Source organism: Dysgonomonas sp. 521, assembly GCF_010501055.1.
In the GTDB taxonomy this organism is placed as follows: domain Bacteria; phylum Bacteroidota; class Bacteroidia; order Bacteroidales; family Dysgonomonadaceae; genus Dysgonomonas.
The window spans coordinates 32,523-50,238 of sequence record NZ_QVMO01000049.1 but is presented as its reverse complement, the minus strand read 5'-3'; the positions used below and the strand labels follow the sequence as shown (position 1 = coordinate 50,238).

Genomic DNA, 17,716 nt, shown 5'->3' with positions numbered 1-17,716 from the left:
AAGGACACCCTTGCTCAAGGCTAGACACTTCCCGTTGTTAGGGCGTGTGAGGGACTTGCACCCATTAGAATACACCCATGCTGGGCGAACTAAAAAATATGAGTTATAAGATATCTTACAACTCATAAATTAATTATACGTTCTATCAGAAACTGCGTCCGGCACCACCGCCGCCGAAGCTGCCGCCTCCACCGCCGCCGAAACCGCCTCCACTCCAGCCACCGCCGGAACGTCCGCCGCCAAAGCCGCCGCCATAATAGCCGCCGCCCCACGGGCGATTGCTGCCACTCGACGGGCCTCCTTTGTTATTCTTCGCGGCAATATATAAAACAAAGAGGATGAACAGGATAATGGCAATCTGCGAAAGGAGCGGAACTATAGAATCGTCATCTTCATCAGCCTGGAATTCCCCCGACAGATATTTTATGATGGCGCCGATAGCACCTTTGGTTGCATTGTAATAGTCTCCATTCTGGAGATATGGGATCATATATTGGTCTATGATACGCCCTATCCGGCCGTCGGTCAGTATATGTTCTACACCATAACCTGTGGCGATGAAAACCTGTCCCCGCTCATTTCCTATACGGGGCTTGATGAGGATAAGTACACCGTTGTTCTTATCTTTTTGCCCTATCCCCCATTTTTGTCCCAGCCGGGCGGCAAAATCAGATACATCATAGCCTTTGAGGTCGGCTACCGTGACAACGTAAATCTGAGTAGACGTTGAATCGTTGTAAGCAAGAAGTATCTGCTCCAGATCATCCTTTTGTTCGGTACTGAATGTATTGGCAAAGTCATTTACCAACCGGTGGGGAGACATCGGAGAAGGCAGATCGTCATCTTGTGCCGATAAGAGTATCGGCACAAATAATATGAGGAAGAATATTTTGAATGAGCGTTTCAATTTTTATTACTGTTTGGAGAAATCTACTTTCGGAGCGGTTTGAGCTGCCCGGTCAGCTTCGAAATAAGCTTTCTTTTCGAATCCGAAGATTCCGGCAAGCAGGTTTTTAGGGAACATGCGGATTGTTGTATTATATCCCTTAACCCTTTCGTTAAATTTATTCCTTTCTGTCGAAATCCGGTTTTCTGTTCCCGTTAATTCATCCTGCAACTGGATGAAATTTGTATTGGCTTTCAGGTCCGGATAGTTTTCCGTAATCATCATCAGGCGGCCTAGCGCAGAGCCTAGCTGACCTTGTGCTTCCTGATATTTTTTGATATTCTCTTCAGTCAGCTGATCCGCGTTTACTTGCATCTGTGTGGCTTTAGCCCTGGCTTCGACTACTTCGGTCAAAGTCTGCTGTTCGTGGGTCGCATATCCTTTTACTGTGGCTACAAGGTTTGGGATCAAGTCTGCCCGGCGCTGGTACGCGTTTTGCACTTGTGCCCATTGGGAAGAAACACTCTCTTCCTGTGTTACCATGCCATTATAGGATGACTTTATTCCAAAATAACCGATCAATGCAATAATCGCAACTACTATAATAGTTATTAAGCCTTTTTTCATTGTAAGTCTATTTTAATGATTAATATTCTATGTAGTTAAACGTAAAACAGGACTTTTAGTTTAATCTGCTTTGGAGAACAAACTTATACAATGTAAAAAACTGTTTAAATTTTATACGAATATTTTATTATACCTTTTTCTTCGTTCATTTTTAGCCTGTTTTAGGCTGTTTTTTCCTTTCACTCAACTCAACCAACGGTCACAGGAGCGAAGCGTATGTAAATAGCCCGCTATTATCGTTTCGCGGAAAGATAAATCATCTCTAAAACATCTCTAAAAATTTGAACGAATAAAATTTAAACAGTTTCTAAATGTATTAAAAAATTATGGAGATTTTAGATATGAACCCGAGTATATTCCATACAATATCGGATAGAACTATATCTACCTGACCTTAATGCAATTATACATTGAAAACATTTTATTTAGGTTCTTTTTTGTAGTATATCCATCAAGCTCCCGCAGGGAACGAAACATATAGCAGACAGTGTGCCACCCCATACGGGGCTTGTATATAGCATGTGGCACTGGCCGCAAGTTGCGCTGCGCTGCACATACGGTTAATCAAGTTACACACCTGCGGTGTTATATGTATGTTTTTATTTGGCGGAAGCCGGCGATTCTCAGAAAGTATGGAGAAGAGGCAATACAAGGCTGCTCCGGGTATGAAATATATGAAAAAACTTATCCAACTTTGAGGTGGTAATCCTGAAATATTTAAAAATTAATATACCTTTTATTAGTTTTTTGTTGAATATTGAAAAACAATAGTATCTTTATATTTGAATAACGGCACAATGCGCAGAACTTTCTATATATAAAGAAAATACGAATGGATACTTTGTTTTCTTTGTTGATTTTGGATGCTTTAAAAACAACTTTTTTCAATTTTCGAAACTATTTCTTGCATTTTTTACTATTTTTGTGTCTTAGTAACACGATAATAAAATATGCCCAACTCTCAATTTTGTATAAAAGATATGAATACCAGTGTATTGCATGATAACATAATCAATGCTATAAAGGAAAAGGTACCATCGAATACAAATATTACGGCTGTATTGATGGATATCTTGTATATTGGCAAAGAGGCTATTTACCGCCGGCTGAGAGGAGATGTCCCATTTACATTTGAAGAACTGGCATCCATCTCTAAGGTTTTGGGTATATCCCTTGATAATATTGCCGGTTCTACAATGCAAAAGAGTAAACCTTTTCAACTGAAGTTGACGGACTATGTAAATCCTACAGAGGCTGATTACGGGCAGATGGAAGATTTTATCGATATACTGCGTTCGGCAAGGAAAGATGACTGCACGGAGTTTGCATCATCAGCCAATATATTTCAGCAGACATTGTATATCGGGCACGAATACTTGAATAAGTTTTATCTGTTTAAGTCTTTGTATCAGACAAACGGGCTGGATTCGGTAAAATCGTTGGACGATATAAAAATGTCGAAGCGCCTTAACGATATTCAAAAGAGATACCAGGAAGAGACGATGTATATCAAGCATACGTTTTATATCTGGGACTATATGATATTCAGGTATCTGGTAAATGATATAAAATACTTTGCCAGCATCCGTTATATCACATCCGAAGATGTAGCCGCATTGAAAGAAGACTTGCTGACGTTTATGGATAGAATGGAGAAACTGGCTACTAAAGGCGAGTTTGAAACAGGGAACAAGGTACAGCTATATTTGTCAAGCCTGAATTTTGAATCGACATATAGTTATATGCAAACACAAAATCTGAAATTAAGCCACATCATAGCTTTTACACTAAATGCTGTGGTATCCCTTGACACCACGACCTTCGACCGGGTGCAGCAGTGGATCGATGCCCTGAAAAGGTTATCCACACTCATCTCCGAAAGCGGGGAAATGCAACGTGTGAAATTCTTTAAAGAGCAACGGGAGTTGGTAAATACTTTATAAATCTATTTCTTACGGATAGTGTATATAGAATCGCGGGTGAGAAGCTTAACCCTATACGAAAAACTTGTAGAGTCGCGGTTGCCGGCTATATTTCCGCAGGCAATCTGCATGATATAATCTCCCTGATATATGGCCACCGTATCCTTCAGTTGAGTCTCCTTATTTGTCCTGAGAGCGTAAGTAGGAATAGTGATTAAAGTATTCTTCTGAATAACAGTGTCATATATTTTATGCTTGTTGCTGCTGTATATATCGGCTCCCAATGAATAGAAACTAAGCAGGGAGTCATTCGTTGGGGTTAATCGGGAAGAATCTATAACCAATTTTACCCTATAGCTGGAAAGTCCGACATTGTCCTGAAACCGTGCTGTGAGATAGACCATCTTGCCCAGTATCAGCGTATCTATACGATCGGGGTTTGTATTGGCAGAGTCGTTCAATTTGATTAACGTTCCGTCGGCGTACATGAGTGAATCGTTGAAGTTAAACCTAACATCGGAAACAACAGGCTTGTCATCGGTATCATAAGTCTCGCTTTTGGCACAGGACGAAAACCATATTGAGGGAACAATAATAATAGAAATCAGTATCAGACAAAAATTTCTCATCAGCTATATTTATCGTTTTTTTCAAGCACAAATATAGATGATAAATATTAAATTATTATAAATTTGCACATATCTTAACTACTAGCAGTTATACTGTTTTAAATTTTTAATATTTAATATCATGTACCATAAGTTTCTGGAACTGGTCAGAGCTAATGAATATAAAATAAAGCACGGGCAGAAAGGACTGATTGAAAAAAGCTGGATAGACTACACTGAGGGTGAGCTGGGCTTCCCTTTGCCGGATTCGTATAAGTGGTGGTTGCAAGAATTCGAATACTTTAAGGTAGGGAATGAATATATAAAATATATTACCTCTCCCGAATTTCATGATTTAGCGAATATAGACGATATATTATATGTGTATAACACAGATAAGGAAAATGGATCGTTCCCTGGCAACCAGCTGACCATACTGGAAGAAGGAGAAGGGGACGAATCATATTACTTTCTGGTAGAGCCCGGTCTGCCGGGAAATGAATACAGGGTTTGTTGCCGTGACTATGTAAGCGACGATGATGATTTTTATGCGGACAACTTTATTAAATTCCTTGAGATGAAAATACATGAAATGAGATGAAGCCTTCGCCGAAGTAAGAAGATGTATGTACTCTTCCGGATATATTATGCTGTGAATATTCATGGCATTTTTTGTTTTTACGATTAAAAAAAGTCATATTTCACATCTCCCCCATTCTCCTTAACATACTGAAAACAACAATATTATCAATTTCAAGCAGAAACTAAAAGTTGTATGGGCTTGCTAATTGCGAGACTCTTTGCTATCTATGTATTGTTTTACGGAAATAATGAGGATTTTAATAAAAGAGGATTTTAATACGTACGTATTAATAAATTGATGGGACATTATTATTTAGATGACGATTCGCAACGGGATGGAGCTTATGAAGTTCATGAAGATGAATGTTTATATATCTCTGATTCGCTGAACAGGACATACCTGGGATGTTATTCCGGTATGCAGGAAGCAATCGTAAAGGCGCAGTTGTTATTCCCACTGAAGAAAATAAAAGGATGCGTCCATTGTTTGCATTCGGTAAGTGCTATCCAGGACGATAGTATGTTATTAATATAGGATTTGACGTAGTAGTAAGGAGGCTTTTGTTTGTGTGTTTATGCTCATAGTATAAGGTAGTTATGAAGTTCCCGAAAATGAGGATTGCTTTGGTTGTCCTCCCCGTCCCGAGATTGCCCATCTTGGGACGGTTTTTTTTTATAGTCTTATGATGTTTGTCGAGTAGATTGTATCATTTCCACCATTGGTTTTTCAATTTGCAAGGTTCTGTCGAGCAGTCGTATTCGCTGCCGTCACTGAATGTCTCCCATCCATTATCGATATACTTTTCGCAAGCATTCATCGCCGTAGCCCCACAGTCGAAGTCGAACGTAAAAGGCAGCCTGTAATCGCCCCAGATACATTTCCTAATCGCATTGTCGCTATAGCCAATCCATGTGCCTACGTATGTGCGGTTATTGTATAATATGCCGCGGCTGAGACGTTCGTCAAGTACTACGGTTTTTCTTTTTTCATCTATTTTTATCGTGGCATTGAATGTTCCTCTGAAAATGCCGGAATGGTGCCGGCCTTTATCTTCGAAAAACTCATAACGGGCAAATAAGACTCCTTGTCCCGGATATATCCGGTTTGCCATAAATTTATAAAGGGATAAAATGGTAATCTTCCCTTTAAAGTCACATATATTATTTTTCACATTAGATTTACCTTCAACCAGAAAAACAATGCCGTCATCAGTAACCCTTTCAGCTTTTGCTATATGTATCCTTATTCGTTGGCAGTTTGCTCCGAGCACTCCATTTTGCTCATAATCTCCTGAACAGAACAATGTGGATGTGTCAAATCTATAGTGCTTTATTGAATCTGTAACATCAATGGCATTATCTTCTATATTCTTGACTTGCAGCGATATGAATTCCTCGCTGAAATCTATCTGCGAGGGGTCGAAATATTCGGTCAGTTGATTATTCCTGTATGGATTAGGATAGAAAATATCCCCTCGGGCAATACTGTCATTCGTCATGTTATTCTGGGCATTATTGGTTAATGATACCAGAAATAGAAGTATTAGTAAAAGAATATTTTTCATACATAAATAGTTTTTTCAAAGATAATAATATTTGATTGAATCTGACCGTAAGTTGTGCCAGGCTTGCATACCTGCCCCCGGCGGGGCTTGATGGATATACAACAAAAACGACATGGACAAAACCTTATAAAGCAAAAATTAATTCGGGAGGTGTCCCGAAACGCCTTTCTGAATATAAAAAAAGAGAAAAAAGGATATATATAATATAAATGTTGCACCAAAAGTCTACTAGTTTTCTACTGTAAAAAAAATAATTATATATTTGCATCAGAGAAGAAGAGGGGGGTTATTTTATGGAAGGCAATGCACGCAAATACCTTAAGAAAGGCATACTGCAAAAGGGAAACGGAGAAACTGAATATTCGTTAGAGAACGATTTTAAACTATTCAAGAATGCCTGCTCCATACCTATTCCTAATTTGCCTTTTTATACGCCTTTTGGTATAATGGGTATTTGCCAGAAAGGCACAGTTGCAATCAAGATGCATCAGAGGGAGCATCGTTTCGCCAAAGGGGAACTGATGGTTATATTACCAAGACAGACGGTTTCCTTAAAGGAAAAGAGTGACGATTTTGTGATGGATTACTTTACCCTGTCCCAAGAATTAATAGATGATACTCTTAGCGGGATATCGCGCTTATCGCCACTTTTCTTTATACATATCAGAAAAAAGCTCTTTTACAAATTGACAAAAGATGAGATATACAGATATTCTGAATATTACAATCTGATAGATAACAGGACGATGACTGCCGATTGTATATTTCAAAGGGAATATATTCTGAGTGTGCTGAGGCTTTTTTATTTGGATCTGTATAATAGTTTCAAGAATAGTATATTATCTATTCATTCTACGCCGGATTCCCGAAAAGAGAAGTTAGCATACCGCTTTTTTCTTCTGATTCTGAAGCATTATAAAGAAAACAGAGAGATAACATATTATGCGGATCAACTGTCTATAACTTCAAAATATTTGTCAAAAGTCATAAAAGAAGTAAGCGCCAGGTCGGCCAAGGATTGGGTTGTAGAATATACATTGTTGGAGATAAAGTCACTGCTGGATAATACGGCGTTGAATATTCAGGAGATTGCCCTTGATACCCATTTCTCGAACCAGGCATCTTTGGGACGGTTTTTCAAGAAGCATACAGGGATGTCACCATCTCAATACAGGTCAATGGACAAACGGTAATGTATAAATAAAGCAAACAAAAGGTAAAACACTTGTTAAAGAAATAATATTGAGCGTTTTTAAGTAGCGATGGCAGAACTAAAATTTATTCTATGTTATGCCGAGTCTCGAAATAACATTCACAGGAACGAAGTGTATGTAAAAACGACTAATGAAATTGAAGACATATTGTGTAGTTTTGTAAAGTTTGTGTTAAGGTTGGGGTCCTGCGAGTCGAGAGATTGGCAGGATCTATTTTTTGTTGGAGAAATCTTTTCCTTGGAATGGTTTTGCTTTGACTTGGCAGGGGGCTTAAATGGCTTTTACGATGCCGTTAGGGGTTCTAATTATTTTATTCGCTCTCACCAACCGGCGTATCTCCTCATTCTTCTTTATTAGTTCTTTATTTTTGTAAGGGCGCGAATGGTCTAAGTGCAGGCAGATTGCCGAATACCTGATTTGTTTCGAACGAATGCCCAAGTTGATAAGCCTCTCTCCAAATTCGCGATCGAGCCCACCGTACTGCATAGCTTCATTAAAGCCATTGACCGCAATCATATCTTTCTTCCATCCTGACGAGTTGCAGCCGTTCCACGAAGCTCTAGCAGGAGTTATATGATTCATTATGAATGCATAGCTATTGGATTTGTATAGCTTTGTGTTTTTGAAAGAGCTTTTTAAACCGTGGTTTTTAAGCCATTGGATATTGAATGCGTTTCCCGATGTTATATCTTCGTGAGTTATAGCCTTACTGGTAGCCATCGGTAATTTAGGATATCCTCCGGATAAGAAATAACCCTTTCGGGCATAACGCAAATGGGTTTCGATAAAATCTTTGCGAGGTATACAATCATGATCGGTAAATATAAGATATTCTGATTCTGCGGCAACAAGGGCATTGTTTAATATCTTACATTTCCTGAACCCTTCGTCCTCATGCCAGATATGCTTTAGTTCTGGGAAATAATCTCTACGGAAACTTTCTATCAGGTTTCGGGTTTCCTCCCCCGAACCGTCATCGGCAATGATTAATTCGAATGAAGTATAGCTTTGTGATGCATAGCCCCATAGTGTTTTTTCGAGCCATTCGGGATTATTGTAAGTAGAGATAATAACTCCTACAGTTTCAGGTTTCGATCGTTCCATTAGTTAGCTACTTAGAGCCTGTTTAAATTTTAGCGAAAATTTTTATTACAGGTTCTGGTCAATAGTTCTTAGCAATTTTTTTATGCTCTTTTTAGCATCTTTTCCCTTTTTTACTCTTGGTTTAGCCCGCTAAACCTACTAGCAAAAATGATAAAATCCATCTAAAAACAGCTATAAAAAAGATTTGCTATAAAATTTAAAAAGACTCTTACATAATAAATCATGATTTTACTGACTGCAAAAATACAGTAAAAAGATTATATAAACCAAAAGAGTGTAATAAATAACAAGGCAACCAAAAATCGGCTAAGTTTTTCATCTACTCCATATATGTATAACCTCGCAGGTGTGCCACTTGATTAACCGTATGTGCTGCCTGGCGGAACTTACGGCCAATGCCGCACTCTACATACCAGCCCCGCATGGGGTGGCACACTATTCGGCTAAAGCCATTTTACTTTTGCAATCCTTATCCCTTAACATTCTGAAAAAAAGAAGCCTCCAGGAAAATATTTTCAGGAGGCTGCGCCTGTAGTCTTGTTATAATGTTTGTGCTAACGTCAGGCGTCTACATAAATTTTACTTATATTGTTCTTAAGAGTTGTATTCAGATTTCTTAATATGTTTGTAAAACATAAACAGATTCTGATTTTGTCTTATTTTTTATTTAATAAAGGAAATTTGAGAGTAGGAACTTCATAGATATTTCTTTTTTGAGAGAAAGTGGTTCTATGCGAAGTTTTAGTGTTAAATTACTCTGTTTTCGTCTTCCTGATTAATAAATTTAAGACAAAATTAATCTTTATTTTCATAATATCAAGCAAAATAACATTAAAAAGAATCAATGTCAATTATTTCCTTAAACTGACTTATCGCGTGATTAATAAACAGTTATGAATAATCACAAATCAAATAGCTGTACCACACTACTGATCCGAGTGTTAACTATAAATGGTAGCCATAGTTATTCTATCTTTTTCCAGCTGAAATTATTAAAAATATTGGTCTTCGGAGTTCATCGCGCATCTCTGGCATTGTCCTCAGCATGGCATTGTCGGGTTCGGGTTCTCTTAATTCCTGTATGTTAAAGCCTGAAGAAAGAAGCCCGTTTATATATGTAGTCAGGGTTTTATGATACTTTATGACGTTTTCGCCAAGAAAGTTTGCGTTACGTTTCCCTTCACGAAAATAGTTGTCTACAGGCCAGTGCAAGGGGCTGCCGTCTTGAGCATAAAACCAGTCCTGATTGCCAAAGGCTGTGAAAACGGGATGCTCTACAGAAAATACAAATTTACCGTCAGCAGCGAGCGTCCGGTGTACTTTTTGGCAAATATCATCGAATGATTCTGCGTAGTGGAATGCCAGCGAACTGATAACAATATCGAACGTTAGGGGTGGATAGTCGAAGTCCTCAATAGCCACACACTCATATTTTATACAGGGAGAGTTATTCTTCTTTTTAGCCTCATTTATCATCTTTTCGGAAATGTCAATTCCCAATACTGACTTTGCTCCTTTATCCGCTGCATACCGGCAGTGCCAGCCAAAACCACATCCCAGGTCGAGAACCTGCTTGCCTTTAAAGTCGGGAAGCATCTTTTTAAGCACATGCCATTCTCCGGCTCCCTTCAATCCTTGTATGGAACGTGCCATTTGGCTATATTGATCGAAAAAAGTATTATCCTCGTATTTATTCTCTTTCATTATTAATGCGAATCAGTATTTCGTTTTGTTTAAATTTATGTGTTCAATTCCATTAGTCGCTTTACATACGCTTCGCTCCTGTGAACGTTGTTTGTCGTGACTCGGCATAACATAAAATAAATTTTAGTTCTGCCCTCGCTACTTAAAACGTTCTTTTATTTTTTATTCTGCGCGCAATCACAGATTGCTTACCTTACTTTTGGCCAAAGCTCCAAAAGTAAGCAAAAAAGCATTGCGCCCCGCTTCGCCGTACGACCCACCATCGGCTTGACGGCTGAATGAAGTGATGATAATCTCATCATTGCAATAATCGGCAGACGATGCTTAAAAGCGCCCGCACTTCATTCTGCGCCGCCTGCACCGGGTGGGTACCCCGTACGCTGGCTAATGGCGCTGGCTGACGCCTGATTTGCAGGGTCTATCCTCTGTCTCGGCGTTGCGTCGCGACTCCGTGCATCTGTTCCGCAGGCGGGGTACTCACCCGGTGCAGGCGGCGTGAAACGGGATGTTGTCCGAGCCGAAGGCGAGTTTCGTCCCGTTTAGCCGACAAGCCGTTGGTGGGTCGCCGAGGGACAAAGCACTAGACTTTTGCTTCCTTTTGGGCAATGCCAAAAGGAAGCAAAAGCCCGGGAGGGCGCGGCAGTAGGAAGCTAATGATAAAAGTTTTAACCCAAAATAACTTTTATGCAAAAAACTAAATATATTAATCATATTTTCAACTACTGATTGACATTATTAATCATTGTTTTAGAGCCTGTTTAAATATTTTATAAAGGTATAAATTATGCGAATCAAAGGTTAAAAAACACAGTAACTTATTGTCCCGAAGGGGCTGAAGGTGGATAACCACGGGTAAAACCCGTGGCAGGAACTGGCTGGGAAATATGTCTCCGTAGGAGGCAAATAGTAAAAACAAATGCCATTCGCCTCCTACGGAGACGGTCTATTTCTACCTGCTTTTGCCACGGGCTTTACCCGTGGTTATCCATATTAGCCCACTTCGTGGACTTAGAACCCTGACTGCAAAACAAAAGATTGATTTATAATAGAATACTGCAACCCAAAGCAACCCTTGATTCGCATAAATTACTATTCTTTCTCAGAAATATCTTTATTGTGGAATATACGCTTTTATAAAAAAACACCTTTTTGTTAATAAGTTATTGGTGTGATGTTTTTAATTTTTACTAAAAAAAATTATTTTTGCGAAAAGACGATTTTAATAATCGCTATTTTTAATAAAAAATAAAAAAGGATGACTAAAACGCTTCTAATTTTTAAAGAAGGAATATCAAAATCACGACGGGTTAGAGAGAGACTGATACAGAACGTGGACACGCAGACAGACAAGGAAATAACGCTTAATTTATCTGATCTGGATTTTGATTTTAGCAGAAAAGAAGTAAAAATATCACACTATATAAAAAGCGAAGATTATCCGGACGTTGTTCTTAAATTTAATGATTTTGTATCGTTAGTCCAGAGCTAGCATAAGATCGGTTCTCAAGAAAGAAGCGCAGCGGTTCTTTTTAGGAACATTTTTACAGAATTGTAAAATTGTTTTTAATGGTTTCTTTATCCTATAAAATAAGAAATTCACATACGAGCATATTTTGGCATTTTAGACGTTTTTTCCTTCCCCCGGCGGAATGGAAGCCTATTTATATGCTACCATTTGTTTCAAAACATCCTTTACATTATTATCCGCATCGAAGACAAAAAGATAACGGTAACCCGCGTTATATTTTTCCGGAGTTCGTGAAACATCCATAGAAAGCCCATACCTGTAAAAATATTCGGCAAACAGGACATTGTCGGAAATCCTTGAAAAATACAGGTTCGCCTTTTTCATATTTGATCCAAACATCCGTTCTAAATCTTGCGAATACTCTTTCGTAAATCTGTTATTATTGTCGATACTATCTATGCGGTTTATGCAATCTATCGATGATTCGCCTTTCTGTTGGAAAAACTTCCAGAAAGGGCTTCTTTCCATAAATACAAGTGTGTCTGACACAACATATTCTCTATTTGAGGATGCTGAATCCGACAACAAATAATTGTATGCATTTTCATATTTTTCCCCGTCCATTGTCGGAATATTCTGTGCGCTTATATTGTTTACAGATAAATATGTAAAAATAATAAGTGAAAGTATATATTTCATAATTAAGTAATGTCTCTCGTCTAAATCTGATTATACGCACTGCTAATGTAGTTAGAGAACCAAGCAGAAGCCTATTTAACGCAATAGGACAGGGCAAATATATGAAAAAATAATTTTGAAGGTGCATTCACATCTGCCACTTAACATATTTTCGTAATCGCGGAGGTTAAAATCTGGTCTAATATCTGGATTTCATGAAGGTATTCAGAACTATATGCCTATATACTTGTTAGATAAATATGGGCTATTCCTTAGTAACGGTTAGGAAATTTTAAAAAAAATGAAAAAAATAGTATATGATAAGCGTCTGGTTATAGGATCTGCGATTATAGGCCTTATTGCATTATCAAATCATTATTCGATACTTCTCGATTTTTTTATAGGAGTTGTGTTAGTTGTCGGGGTTATCACTATACTTTTGGTGTTATGTTCTCAATTAAACATAACGAGGATGCTCAGAGTATTGAGAACTAAATATTTCCGTAAGGTTATCAGATAAAAAATAACCTCCGAATGTTTTCCGGAGGCCGAGGAGTTATAAAGTTTGCCTGGTTGGAAATCCGTCTGAAATATCCGGGACTTCGTGTCATTTTTCCTGCCAGAGGCAATTGTATCTTGATTATTTACTTAAATCTATTATATTATTACCTACATTCCAATGGTTATGTCTTGTCGTAAAATATGTATTTGATTGGAATAAGTATTCGTATATATATCGAAATACTCGTTTAATGTTACAAATATATATTTTTCCTTTTGTAAATACAAGTAAAACCCAAATAAGTTAAGAGTTTTAACAGATTGTATCGCCTTATATACCTGCCTATTATCTGTTCACGAGCATCCCCTGTAGATATATCCGGCCAATCCGGAATGCCGGATTTTATATATTTTTGCAATATTTCAAAGATGTTTCATATATTTACAAAAAATATGTGTGTATATGATATTACGAAACTACATCCTTTTATTCTTCTTATTTTTAGTATCAGTAAACAGTAAGGCGCAAAGAGAAACATTCGATTTTGATATGCTCAACGGGCAGGCTAAAAAGATTGTGGAAAAGGACGATGGTTCGATACTGGCCGTCTCTGACAGGCAATATAGGGAATACCCATCAGATACTTCACTTTACTGTGTACAGACTCGTTTCTATCAAAGTGGATTTATCAAAGAAAGAGGAAAACTGATACCGCCTCACTTAAAGTTTGGAGAATGGGAGTATTTTGATGAAGACGGTACTTTATCGAAGAAAACCGATGAAGACAGCCGTTTTGGGAGTGTGACTTTAAATGATATTATACAATTCTCACAAAAGAGTAAGTATGCTTATAAGAAAAGTCTTTGCCCTATCATCAGCAAGGATGGCGAGCTGATAGAAGCTAACTCTACAAATATATCGATATCGTTCGACGAAGGTAGTAAGGAATGGCGGGTAAGGTTTACTGATAGTTATTTCTATCATGAATATGTAGTTGATGGAAATACAGGAAAAATACTTGCTCTTTTGCGGGAGCAAACACTCTTTTTCGTTGATGATTTGGTCGATGGAAAAGTTCCGGAGAAAGATGCCGGGCCAAAGAAACTTCCGGTTCAGGATAATATGACAATATTCAACTAAATTCTATAGTTTATGTACAGGCTAATAGTTATAATGCATCTGATCGCCCTTTCAGCTTTTTCATATTCACAAACAAAAGAGAAGCTTATCGCACAAGTATGTGATACATTGATGTTTGCCCAGACAAATTCGTTGACCGACAATTGTATCTATGATAAGGAATCGGGCTTTGCGGCATCATGTTTCCAGATTACAGGCAACCCGGAATGGATAAGCGATTTTAACGGAGACGGGGAAGATGACCTGCTGATCTATTTTATGGATGAAGGATTAGGCGGAGGAGGGAATGCCTTTGGTTATAATTATATCGTTGTACTGATGAAAAACAGACAAATATACAATACGATAGATATCTTTGGCGGAGGTAAATTCTCTTATGGTTTTCTTCAGATAGATGAAGTAAAAGACAATAAAATATATGCCACATACGAGGAAAATCCGATGTCGAGAGGCTATGATGAAGAAGACGATTCGCCTCTCAACAGTGTTAATCTCGTTTTTTCTTACAAAGATGGAATGATTGTAGAAGAGAGTTACAGTAAATGCCCTGTCGCTGATATGGACAAGCGTATATTTAAGAGTACAACCCCTTATCAGGTAGAACGGACATTAAGGATGAACGACCATTTTGAACAGGAACAGACAGAGAGGCTGTATTTCGACAAGGATAAAAAAGACAGGATATATGCAACATTCGAAGGTTGCCGTGATATTAACCTGAGTTTCTCTTATTCGCTACCATATATGGAATCAATATTAACGAACAGGGAACTGGCAAAAGAGAACCTGCTGTCTTATATCAGTGTATTAGAAGAGAATACACGGTATTCTTCTACATTGAAGGCGTTATATGATAAGGTAAAAGGCCTTAAAGATTTGGAGAGGGATGAATCCGGATATAATATAGTGCAGACGACCATTCCGTTGAATAACAACTGGGAAGCCTACATTGTAATGAATACTTTCTCCGACAGTGAAGGGAGGGGCATCAATATAATGTTGAGGCTGATGAAAAATGATAGTGCTGGCACTGCTGACTTTTGGAGCAGGATGAAACGGTAGATTCCTTAGCAACTGTTAGAATTATCTTGCCAGTCTGTTTTGAGCCGTTTTTAATCACTCAAAATACTTCTTTAGTATCGCTTTATAACGTTTGTCTTTTCGTATATTGTCAAAATCCTCGTCTTTATTTATCCTGTCCTTCGACAATTCACTCATTTTGCTGGTGTAATTCATAACAATCGTTTTCTCGAGCCATTTTATAGCAAGGTCTTTTTCATTAACAAGCGAATAATAACATGCCAGATTGTACGCTGCCGACTGGCTGCCTAGCTTTTCGGCTTCGCTATATGCGTCTGTTATCTGGTTACCGTATTTGAGATAGTCGTTCTCCAACCGTCCCAGCCGGAAGTATGACCAACCCTTGCCCGCAAATATGTCTACCTCTTTGGCTCCTAAAGCCAAAGCTTTCTCATATTTTTCCGCACTTTCCCTGTAATATTCAGCGTTCTCTTCTTTTTGGACATATTGGAGCAGGGTCATACCCCAATATATGTACGCATTTTGGTCATCCGGGTTTATCTCGGTCGCTTTCCTGAATTTATCGGTTATTTCTTTTAAGATAGAAGTGTTTTTTTCTTTTTCGTCCGAATAAGCGATGGCCAGTCCCCACATGGAATAGGCTTCGGCATAATCGGGCTTAAGCTCGGTCGCTTTTCTGAATTTATCAAAGCTGTCTTTGCAAAGTTCATTATTCTTCTGAGCCATAGCTCTCTGCATTATTACCGCTCCCCACGCGTTGTATATTTCCGCATAGTCGGGGGATATCTCTGTCGCAGCTTTAAATATATCAGATACTTCGTCCAGCGAACCTCCTTCGGCTTCTTTCCCTATAGCCATAGCAACCAGGGCTTCCGCTCTTGAATCGTTATCTTGTGCATAGGAAAAGATGGAAACGGTAAAAAATAAAATGAGGAATATTTTTTTCATGACATGATTTTTTTCGGATGAGCAAATATAGTTATTATTTCTTATTTTGAAGTCATCTTGACTTTTAACCACAGAGCCGTACAGAGTTTATTATTAATGCTAATCAAGGGTAAAAAAACAGTAGCTTATATCCCGAAGGGACTACAAGTGGATAACCACGGGTAAAACCCGTGAGGAACTGACTGAAGAATCTGTCTCCGTAGGGGGCAAATAGCGAAATCAATGCCATTCGCCTCCTACGGAGACGGCCTCTCCCTATCCGCTTTTTCCACGGGTTTTACCTGTAGTTATACATATTAGCCCACTTTGTGGACTTAGAACCCTGATTCTAAAAAAACAGAAGATTGATACTTCAATCCTTGATTCGCACTATTAATAAAACTCCGTGAAATAACATTCAACGAAGTGAAGACGAGTCAAACTCCCATTACTCTAAGGTGAAATAATAAGTCGAAACAATTTCTTTATTTAGTGTGTAAAAGGCTCTTAGCCCGAAATGATATTTGTATCTATAAATGAGCGTTTTAACTCTCCATCTATTCATCAATCCTCAAAATAAATATTAAAAAGAAAGTTAATTAACTAAACGTTTTGAACATTATACCTTTAACTCTGGTTATAGTCCATGTAGTTTTGTAAAGTTTGTGTTAAGGTATGAGAAAGTCCTGCGACGTGATGTTGCGGGCTTTTTTGCTTTTATAGATATGGATAATCGTACATTCCGATGATATTTATTGTGGCCGTTTTACCGGACTTCTCACTATTTTTTTATCTTTACCTTAAATAATAACCTATACAAGTATGGACAAGCAAAGTTACTTCGAAAAAAACTATCAGTCTGTAAAGAGCCTGATAGAATCGTTCAATGATGGTAATGCAACGGATATCTACGCGTTATCATTCTGGAAAGATAATAGTGAAGATGATCCCCGTTATCCGTGTATAACCGTCAGTTACAATACGTATAAGAATATGGATATGGAAAAAGACCATGCATCCAATGAAAGGGAAGCGAAATGGAATTTTGCTTATTGGCTACAAAATGATTTATTAACCATTGGAGGCGAAGAAGATAAAGATTTGGCCGATTGGTTCAGTTCCGAAAATCTTTATTATACGGATGAGCAACTTGAAGATGCTGAAGACGATGAAAAAAAGTGGGACAAACTGGCTGTACTGGATGAAAATATGCAGGCTTTGTTTATGGATGTTATTATTGATATAAGCCGGCGCTTGCATCAGGATGGGATTATAAAAAAGAAATTTGGAAAAGACATCCCAGTTATAATACATGAACTGGAATATTACGACTTGCCTGTAGGCTGGACAGAGGCAGGAAACCCTGAAGAGGTAATTGCTGAGTTTGTTGAATGGTACGAAAACGATATATGTGGATGAATAATGGGTAATCCTTTGTGTCTTTGAAATATAAATGTGGGTTGGGAGTTGTAATTGCTTAAATTATATGTTCTTTTTTATTCTGCGCGCAATCGCAGATTGCTCACCTTACTTTTGGCCAAAGCTCCAAAAGTAAGCAAAAAAGCATTGCGCCCCGCTTCGCCGTACGACCCACCATCGGTTTGCCGGCTGAATGAAGTGATGATAATCTCATCATTGCAATAATTGGCAGATGATGCTTAAAAGCGCCCGCACTTCATTCTACGCCGCCTGCACCGGGTGGGTACCCCGTACGCTTGCTAACGGCGCTGGCTGACGCCTGATTTGCA

Annotated in this window: 15 protein-coding genes; 7 read left to right on the top strand and 8 right to left on the bottom strand. The window is 38.3% G+C overall.

Going from position 1 to position 17,716, the window contains the following annotated elements:
* Window positions 1-145: 145 nt before the first annotated feature.
* Together D0T84_RS14145 and D0T84_RS14140 are read right to left on the bottom strand one after the other, a co-directional pair.
* The gene (locus tag D0T84_RS14145) at window positions 146-907 is read right to left on the bottom strand and encodes a YgcG family protein (protein ID WP_163308509.1); all 762 of its coding nucleotides are present in this window, start codon (window positions 905-907) and stop codon (window positions 146-148) included.
* Window positions 908-913: 6 nt separating this feature from the next.
* Window positions 914-1,513, bottom strand: coding sequence for a LemA family protein (locus D0T84_RS14140; RefSeq protein WP_163308508.1), 600 nt, complete (start codon window positions 1,511-1,513; stop codon window positions 914-916).
* 980 nt (window positions 1,514-2,493) lie between these two features.
* On the opposite strand from D0T84_RS14140, the gene D0T84_RS14135 reads away from it, so the two are divergent.
* On the top strand, window positions 2,494-3,456 hold the full coding sequence (locus D0T84_RS14135; protein ID WP_163308507.1) for a helix-turn-helix domain-containing protein: 963 nt from the start codon (window positions 2,494-2,496) through the stop codon (window positions 3,454-3,456).
* A 2-nt stretch (window positions 3,457-3,458) separates the two neighbouring features.
* On the opposite strand, the gene D0T84_RS14130 is transcribed toward D0T84_RS14135, so the two are convergent.
* A complete protein-coding gene (locus D0T84_RS14130; protein ID WP_163308506.1) occupies window positions 3,459-4,064 on the bottom strand; it encodes a hypothetical protein in 606 nt (201 codons plus the stop codon).
* 121 nt (window positions 4,065-4,185) lie between these two features.
* On the opposite strand from D0T84_RS14130, the gene D0T84_RS14125 reads away from it, so the two are divergent.
* Window positions 4,186-4,644 (top strand): SMI1/KNR4 family protein, encoded by a 459-nt coding sequence (locus D0T84_RS14125; RefSeq protein ID WP_163308505.1) that lies wholly within the window; start codon window positions 4,186-4,188, stop codon window positions 4,642-4,644.
* 279 nt (window positions 4,645-4,923) lie between these two features.
* A complete protein-coding gene (locus tag D0T84_RS14120; RefSeq protein ID WP_163308473.1) occupies window positions 4,924-5,160 on the top strand; it encodes a hypothetical protein in 237 nt (78 codons plus the stop codon).
* A gap of 172 nt (window positions 5,161-5,332) precedes the next feature.
* Here D0T84_RS14120 and D0T84_RS14115 read toward each other — a convergent pair whose 3' ends face one another.
* Window positions 5,333-6,190, bottom strand: a complete 858-nt coding sequence (locus D0T84_RS14115; RefSeq protein ID WP_163308504.1) for a hypothetical protein — start codon at window positions 6,188-6,190, stop codon at window positions 5,333-5,335.
* 293 nt (window positions 6,191-6,483) lie between these two features.
* Here D0T84_RS14115 and D0T84_RS14110 point away from each other — a divergent pair, with 293 nt between their 5' ends.
* Window positions 6,484-7,383 (top strand): AraC family transcriptional regulator, encoded by a 900-nt coding sequence (locus D0T84_RS14110; protein ID WP_163308503.1) that lies wholly within the window; start codon window positions 6,484-6,486, stop codon window positions 7,381-7,383.
* Window positions 7,384-7,674: 291 nt separating this feature from the next.
* Here D0T84_RS14110 and D0T84_RS14105 read toward each other — a convergent pair whose 3' ends face one another.
* The 3 genes from D0T84_RS14105 to D0T84_RS14090 form a co-directional block, all read right to left on the bottom strand.
* Window positions 7,675-8,508, bottom strand: coding sequence for a glycosyltransferase family 2 protein (locus D0T84_RS14105; protein ID WP_163308502.1), 834 nt, complete (start codon window positions 8,506-8,508; stop codon window positions 7,675-7,677).
* Window positions 8,509-9,477: 969 nt separating this feature from the next.
* Window positions 9,478-10,212 (bottom strand): bifunctional 2-polyprenyl-6-hydroxyphenol methylase/3-demethylubiquinol 3-O-methyltransferase UbiG, encoded by a 735-nt coding sequence (locus tag D0T84_RS14100; RefSeq protein WP_163308501.1) that lies wholly within the window; start codon window positions 10,210-10,212, stop codon window positions 9,478-9,480.
* Window positions 10,213-11,869: 1,657 nt separating this feature from the next.
* The gene (locus tag D0T84_RS14090) at window positions 11,870-12,379 is read right to left on the bottom strand and encodes a hypothetical protein (RefSeq protein WP_255495386.1); all 510 of its coding nucleotides are present in this window, start codon (window positions 12,377-12,379) and stop codon (window positions 11,870-11,872) included.
* 943 nt (window positions 12,380-13,322) lie between these two features.
* Here D0T84_RS14090 and D0T84_RS14085 point away from each other — a divergent pair.
* Complete coding sequence (locus tag D0T84_RS14085) at window positions 13,323-14,000, top strand: hypothetical protein (protein ID WP_163308499.1); 678 nt, start codon at window positions 13,323-13,325, stop codon at window positions 13,998-14,000.
* Between the two features lie 12 nt (window positions 14,001-14,012).
* The gene (locus D0T84_RS14080; RefSeq protein ID WP_163308498.1) at window positions 14,013-15,062 is read left to right on the top strand and encodes a hypothetical protein; all 1,050 of its coding nucleotides are present in this window, start codon (window positions 14,013-14,015) and stop codon (window positions 15,060-15,062) included.
* A gap of 54 nt (window positions 15,063-15,116) precedes the next feature.
* Here D0T84_RS14080 and D0T84_RS14075 read toward each other — a convergent pair whose 3' ends face one another.
* Window positions 15,117-15,989 carry a tetratricopeptide repeat protein gene (locus D0T84_RS14075; RefSeq protein ID WP_163308497.1) on the bottom strand — a complete coding sequence of 291 codons (873 nt, stop codon included), beginning with the start codon at window positions 15,987-15,989 and terminating at the stop codon, window positions 15,117-15,119.
* An 801-nt stretch (window positions 15,990-16,790) separates the two neighbouring features.
* Here D0T84_RS14075 and D0T84_RS14070 point away from each other — a divergent pair.
* Window positions 16,791-17,387: a hypothetical protein gene (locus D0T84_RS14070; RefSeq protein ID WP_255495385.1), complete on the top strand. Its 597-nt coding sequence runs from the start codon at window positions 16,791-16,793 to the stop codon at window positions 17,385-17,387.
* Window positions 17,388-17,716 lie beyond the last annotated feature (329 nt).

Excerpts from the sequence above, each read along its gene's own strand:
- D0T84_RS14100 (WP_163308501.1), bottom strand. The coding sequence starts at position 10,212 with ATGAAAGAGAATAAATACGAGGATAATACTTTTTTCGATCAATATAGC.
- D0T84_RS14110 (WP_163308503.1), top strand. The coding sequence starts at position 6,484 with ATGGAAGGCAATGCACGCAAATACCTTAAGAAAGGCATACTGCAAAAG.
- D0T84_RS14090 (WP_255495386.1), bottom strand. The coding sequence starts at position 12,379 with ATGAAATATATACTTTCACTTATTATTTTTACATATTTATCTGTAAAC.
- D0T84_RS14135 (WP_163308507.1), top strand. The coding sequence starts at position 2,494 with ATGAATACCAGTGTATTGCATGATAACATAATCAATGCTATAAAGGAA.
- D0T84_RS14115 (WP_163308504.1), bottom strand. The coding sequence starts at position 6,190 with ATGAAAAATATTCTTTTACTAATACTTCTATTTCTGGTATCATTAACC.
- D0T84_RS14140 (WP_163308508.1), bottom strand. The coding sequence starts at position 1,513 with ATGAAAAAAGGCTTAATAACTATTATAGTAGTTGCGATTATTGCATTG.
- D0T84_RS14105 (WP_163308502.1), bottom strand. The coding sequence starts at position 8,508 with ATGGAACGATCGAAACCTGAAACTGTAGGAGTTATTATCTCTACTTAC.
- D0T84_RS14080 (WP_163308498.1), top strand. The coding sequence starts at position 14,013 with ATGTACAGGCTAATAGTTATAATGCATCTGATCGCCCTTTCAGCTTTT.
- D0T84_RS14075 (WP_163308497.1), bottom strand. The coding sequence starts at position 15,989 with ATGAAAAAAATATTCCTCATTTTATTTTTTACCGTTTCCATCTTTTCC.
- D0T84_RS14130 (WP_163308506.1), bottom strand. The coding sequence starts at position 4,064 with ATGAGAAATTTTTGTCTGATACTGATTTCTATTATTATTGTTCCCTCA.
- D0T84_RS14070 (WP_255495385.1), top strand. The coding sequence starts at position 16,791 with ATGGACAAGCAAAGTTACTTCGAAAAAAACTATCAGTCTGTAAAGAGC.
- D0T84_RS14125 (WP_163308505.1), top strand. The coding sequence starts at position 4,186 with ATGTACCATAAGTTTCTGGAACTGGTCAGAGCTAATGAATATAAAATA.
- D0T84_RS14085 (WP_163308499.1), top strand. The coding sequence starts at position 13,323 with ATGATATTACGAAACTACATCCTTTTATTCTTCTTATTTTTAGTATCA.
- D0T84_RS14120 (WP_163308473.1), top strand. The coding sequence starts at position 4,924 with ATGGGACATTATTATTTAGATGACGATTCGCAACGGGATGGAGCTTAT.